Here is a 5,444-nt window from a genome sequence, read left to right as displayed (position 1 = left end):
GGATGCGCCGCGTCGGCACGCCGTAGCCGTGGCGCGTGGTGGCGATGCCGACGAGGCGCTCTGGCGCAAGTCCCAGCGTGTCGAGATAATGCCGCTCGGCTGCCGCGGCCATGGCGCCTGCGCCCTTGCCGGCGGCGAGGCAGATCACGCGTCCTTTGGGAGCGGCCGGCAAGTGCGGCGCCAGCACTACATTGGGATGGGCGGCGGCGACGGCTGCGTCGTAGAGGGCGCGGAGCAGGGGACGTCGGTCGGTCATGACGATGGCCTTCGGCAGACGGAAGAAACTGGCGGCCAATGCCGCCGTTCTCCTGCCTACCGCATCGGGCGTGAAAGCGTAAGCCGGCTTTGCCATCATTCGATTATGCAATCGCGTGATCACAATCGGCGCGCAAGCAAAAGCCCCCTGCGATGGCCTCGCAGGGGGCTTTTCGTCGTCCAATCGTCAGGCGGCTAGCCGCCGACGTCGGCGCTGATTACGTCGCCGAACAGTTCCCACTTCTCGCCCTTGAACCTCTCGAGCTGAAGCTGGCTGATCGGTGCGAAATCGGTCGGCGAGGTGTTGATCTTCACGCCCGGCAGCAGCGCCTCGGTACGGAAGTCCTTCAGGCTCGCCGCCTGCTTCATGACGTTCGCGCGGGTGAGATCGTCACCGCACTGTTTCAACACCTGCACAAGCGTCTGCGCCACGGCATAACCCACGATCGTGCCTTTATCGAGCTTGTCGCCCTCGGGGAAGTACTTGGTCATGAATGCCAGGAAGTCCTTCATGCCGGCATCGTTAGCCCACGCGGGATCCGACACGTCCTTCAGATAGTCGGCCGAGATGATGTCCTGGCCGTTCTCGAAGCCGGCGGGCTTCATCACGCTGCCGACCGAGGCCGAGACGTTGTTGAGGAAGTGCAGCGGCTTCCAGCCGATCTCGGCGTTCTTCTTGATCGCCTGCGCTGCGAATTTCGGCGTCGTGATGTTCATGAAGACGTCGGCGCCGGTCGACTTCAGCTTGACGATGTGATTGTCGACGGTCGGCTCGGAGGTTTCATAGCTCTCCTCCATGACGATCATCGAGGCGGCCTTGGCGCCGAGGCCGTCCTTCAGGCCCTTCAGGTAATCCTTGCCGTAATCGTCGTTCTGAAAGAGCACTGCGATCTTGGCGTCCGGCTTGTTCTTCAAAAGCCACTTCGCGTAGATCTGCGTTTCGCTCTGGTAGTTGGGCTGCCAGCCCATGGTCCATGGGAAGTCCTTCGGATCGTTCCACTTGGTGGCGCCGGTGGCGACGAACAGTTGCGGCACCTTCTTGGAATTCATGTATTTGTGAATCGCCGAGTTCGGCGGCGTGCCGAGCGAGTTGAAGATGAACAGCACCTCGTCGCTCTCGACCAGCTTGCGCGCCTGCTCGACGGTCTTCGGCGGCGAATAGCTATCGTCGTAGGAGATGAAGTTGATCTTGCGGCCGTTGATGCCGCCCTCTTCGTTGATCTTCTTGAAATATGCGGCTTCGGTCCGCCCGATGATCCCGTAGGCGGAGGCCGGTCCGCTGTAGGGCATGATGTTGCCGATCTTGATCTCGGTATCGGTCGCGCCGGTATCGTATTTCTTCTGGGCCGACGCAGTGGAGGTCGTAGCCGCAATGAGCGCGAGCGCCAGTGACGCGGCCGCAAGCTTGCCGGTGACAGCGGGCATTCCTATCTCCCTATTTTCTTGGTGTGTGTGCGTCCCTTTTCTTGGCTTGACCGTTTTTGGTGACGCGACCGCAATTCAATACGATTTGGCTGATGCCTTCAACAGAAAGCCCCCGCGATGGTGTCGCGGGGGCTGCGTCTTTAGTAGTCAAGGGCCGCCGGCTCTCGTGTGCAACTGCGAGAAGGTCCGGCTGTCTTGAGTTGTTTAATCAATCCGGAGCGATTTTGAATTGCGTGGCCTCAGTGACCGGTCTCGCTGGAGATGATGTCGCCGAACAGCTCCCATTTCCGGCCCTTGAAGCGCATCATCTGGAGCTGCTCGATCGGGGCAAAATTGTCCGGCGCGGTGTTGATCTTGATGCCGGGCAGCAGCGTGTCGGGTGCGAAATCCTTTAAGGAGGCGGCCTGCTTCATGACGTTCTCGCGGGTCAGATCGTCGCCGCACATCTGCAGCACCTTCACCATGGTCTGCGCGGCGGCGTAACCGAACACGACGCCAGCATCGAGCTTGTTGGCCTTGGGATCGTATTGCGCGAGGAAATTATTGAACCGCTTCATGCCGTCGTCGGCATTCCATTGCGGATCGGAGCCGTCCTTGAGGTAGCTCGCCGACAGGATGCCCTGGGAGATCTCGAGGCCGGCCGGCTCGATCACACCGCCGACCGAGGCCGAGACGTTGGAGACGATGTGGACCGGATGCCAGTTGATCTCCGCCGCCTTCTTGATTGCCTGCGCGGCGAATTTCGGCGTGGTGATGCTGATGAAGACGTCGGCGCCCGAGGCCTTCAGCTTGACGATGTGTTCGTCGATCGCGGGCTCGGAGGTGTCGTAGGCCTCCTGCAGCACGATCATCGAGGCCTTGGCGCCGAGACCGTCCTCCAGCCCCTTCAGATAGTCCTTGCCGAAATCGTCGTTCTGGTAGAGCACGCCGATCTTTCCGTCCGGCTTTTCCTTCATGATGTACTTGGCATAGATGCGCGCCTCGCTCGCGTAGTTCGGCTGCCAGCCCATGGTCCAGGGATATTGTTTGGGATCGTTCCACTTCGACGCGCCGCTCGCCACGAACAATTGCGGCACCTTCTTCTCGTTCATGTATTTGCGGATGGCGCCGTTGGTAGACGTCCCGAGCGAGCCGAAGATCAGGAGCACCCCGTCGCTCTCGACCAGCTTGCGTGCCTGCTCCACCGTCTTCGGCGGCGAATAGGCATCGTCATAGGAGATGAACCTGACCTTGCGGCCGTTGATGCCGCCCTCGGCGTTGACCTTGCTGAAATAGGCTTCCTCGGCCTTGCCGATCGCGGCATAGGCCGAGGCCGGGCCGCTATAGGGCATGATGTTGCCGATCTTGATCTCGGTATCGGAGGCGCCTCTGTCGTACTTCTTCTGCGCCAGCGCCGGGTCGCCCATCGCAGTGCACAAAGCGAGCCCGGTCCAGAGGGCCGCAACCTGAAAACGAACGGCGCTCATTGTTCTCCTACCCGGGTTGGATCGGCGCCGCATTGAACAAGATTGGCGCCAGCCGTCAACAAAAAGCCCCCGCGATCGCTCGCGAGGGCTTTCGAGGGTCGGACTTTCGCGTCAGCGTGTCACTCGGAGGCGACGTCGCCACTGATGATATCGCCGAACAGTTCCCACTTCTCGCCCTTGAAGCGCTGCATCTGGAGCTGCGAAATCGGGGCGAAGTCGGTGGCGCTGGTGTTGAGCTTGACGCCGGGCAGCATGGTGTCCGGCTCGAAGTCCTTCAGCGAGGCCGCCTGCTTCATGATGTTGGCGCGGGTCAGATCGTCGCCGCACATTTCCAGCACCTTGGCCAGGGTCGAGGCGGCGCCATAGCCGTACACCATGCTGGTGTCCGACTTGTCGGCGCCCGGCATGTACTTGTCGACGAACTCGTTCCACTTCTTCATGCCGGGGTCGTTGGCCCACTGCGGATCCGTCGAATCCTTGGCATAGGCCGCCGACAGCACGCCCTGCGCGTTCTCGAAGCCGGCCGGCTTCATCACGCTGCCGACCGAGATCGACACGTTGGTGAGGATCTGGAGCGGCTTCCAGCTGAGCTCGGCGGTCTTCTTGATGGTCTGGGCCGCGAACTTCGGCGTGGTGTAGATCAGCAGCACGTCCGGATTGGCGGCCTTGATCTTGACGATGTGGCCGTCGATCGACGGCTCGGACACCTCGTAGCTCTCCTCCATGATGATCATGGACGAAGCCTTGGCGCCAAGGCCGTCCTTGGTGCCCTTGAGGTAATCTTTGCCGAAATCGTCGTTCTGGTAGAGGACCGCGACCTTGGCGTCCGGCTTCTCCTTCATCAGCCATTTCGCGTAGATCTGCGCTTCGCTCTGGTAGGAGGGCTGCCAGCCGATGGTCCAGGGGAAGTTCTTCGGGTCGTTCCACTTGGTGGCGCCGGTGGCGACGAAGAGCTGCGGGATCTTCTTGGCGTTGAGGTATTTCTGGATCGCCGTGTTCGAGGGCGTGCCGAGCGGGTTGAACACCACCAGCACCTCGTCGCTCTCGACCAGCTTGCGGACCTGCTCGACGGCCTTCGGCGGCGAATAGCCGTCGTCATAGGTGACGAAGTTGATCTTGCGGCCGTTGATGCCGCCCTTGTCGTTGATCATCCGGAAATAGGCTTCTTCGGTCTTGCCGATGACGCCATAAGCCGACGCCGGACCGCTGTACGGCATGATGTTGCCGATCTTGATCTCGGTATCGGACGCGCCGGTGTCGTATTTCTTTTGGGCGAGTGCAGCGCCGGAGGTGATGGTAGCGACCGCCGTTACGAGTGCGGCGGTTCGAAGTATTCTTCCAAAATGCAATTCGATCTCCTTCGTTAACAACAGTACTTGAGGGCTTCAGTTTCTTTTGATCTTCCCGGCGAGTTGCTGGCCCATGATCGCGATCTGCCTTGCGCCATGGGGCACGAGGTAGATGACGAGGAACAGCAGCACGCCGAATACCGCGCCGGAAAGGCCCTTGGAGACGCTCTCAGCCATGTTCGGCACGAAGATGATGAAGGCAGCACCGACGAACGAGCCGGGCAGCCAGCCGACGCCGCCGACGACCATGCCGAGGAACAGCGAGATCGCCAGCGTGATGGTGTAGCTGTCGGGTGCGACGAACTGCACGGCGATGGCGCCGAGCGAGCCGGCAACGCCGGTGATGCCGGCGGACACCCCGAAGGCCAACGTCTTGTACAGGGCGACGTTGACGCCCATCGAGGAGGCCGCGATCTCGTTGTCGCGGATCGCCATGAAGGCGCGGCCCGAGCGGGAACGCAGCAGGTTCACCGAGAAGATGTAGATCGCGAGCGTCACGATGAGCGTGAAGTAGTACAGCCACATGTCCTGCGACATCGGCAGGCCGAACGGCGCGTCAGGCTTGGTGACGACGAGGCCCTGCACGCCGCCGGTCCAGTGCTCGAGGAAGTTCAACTTCAGCAGTTGCGGCATCGCGGTCGCAAGCGCGAAGGTGGCGAGCGCGAGATAGACGCCCGACAGCCGCAGTGCCGGCTTGCCGAATAGGTAACCGAACCCGAAGCAGACCGTCGCGGAAATCGGAATCGTCAGCGCGTAATTGATGTTGGCGTGCTCCATCAGCACCGCCGACGTATAGGCGCCGACGGCATAGAACGCACTCTGGCCGAGCGAGAACTGGCCGGAGCCGCCGGTCAGGATGTTGAGCGCCAGCACCGCGAGCCCGTAGATCAGGAGCATCGTCATCTGGAAGATGATGAAGTTCTTGACGAACACCGGCACGATCAACAGC

Annotated in this window: 5 protein-coding genes; all 5 read right to left on the bottom strand. The window is 61.4% G+C overall.

Annotated features, from left to right (window positions below):
- A partial coding sequence (locus MOV74_RS30335) for a DUF4147 domain-containing protein (protein WP_246930438.1) occupies window positions 1-256 on the bottom strand: 256 nt, incomplete at its 3' end.
- A 194-nt stretch (window positions 257-450) separates the two neighbouring features.
- The gene (locus MOV74_RS30330) at window positions 451-1,680 is read right to left on the bottom strand and encodes an ABC transporter substrate-binding protein (protein ID WP_246930436.1); all 1,230 of its coding nucleotides are present in this window, start codon (window positions 1,678-1,680) and stop codon (window positions 451-453) included.
- A 239-nt stretch (window positions 1,681-1,919) separates the two neighbouring features.
- Window positions 1,920-3,146: an ABC transporter substrate-binding protein gene (locus MOV74_RS30325; protein WP_246930435.1), complete on the bottom strand. Its 1,227-nt coding sequence runs from the start codon at window positions 3,144-3,146 to the stop codon at window positions 1,920-1,922.
- Window positions 3,147-3,265: 119 nt separating this feature from the next.
- Window positions 3,266-4,495, bottom strand: a complete 1,230-nt coding sequence (locus MOV74_RS30320; RefSeq protein WP_246930433.1) for an ABC transporter substrate-binding protein — start codon at window positions 4,493-4,495, stop codon at window positions 3,266-3,268.
- A 36-nt stretch (window positions 4,496-4,531) separates the two neighbouring features.
- The coding region (locus MOV74_RS30315; protein WP_246930431.1) for a branched-chain amino acid ABC transporter permease at window positions 4,532-5,444 on the bottom strand (913 nt) is incomplete at its 5' end.

Source organism: Bradyrhizobium sp. SHOUNA76 (genome assembly GCF_023006445.1).
Classification (GTDB): Bacteria; Pseudomonadota; Alphaproteobacteria; order Rhizobiales; family Xanthobacteraceae; genus Bradyrhizobium.
Note: the sequence above shows the minus strand (reverse complement) of the source record. Positions and strands in the feature narration are given on the sequence as shown.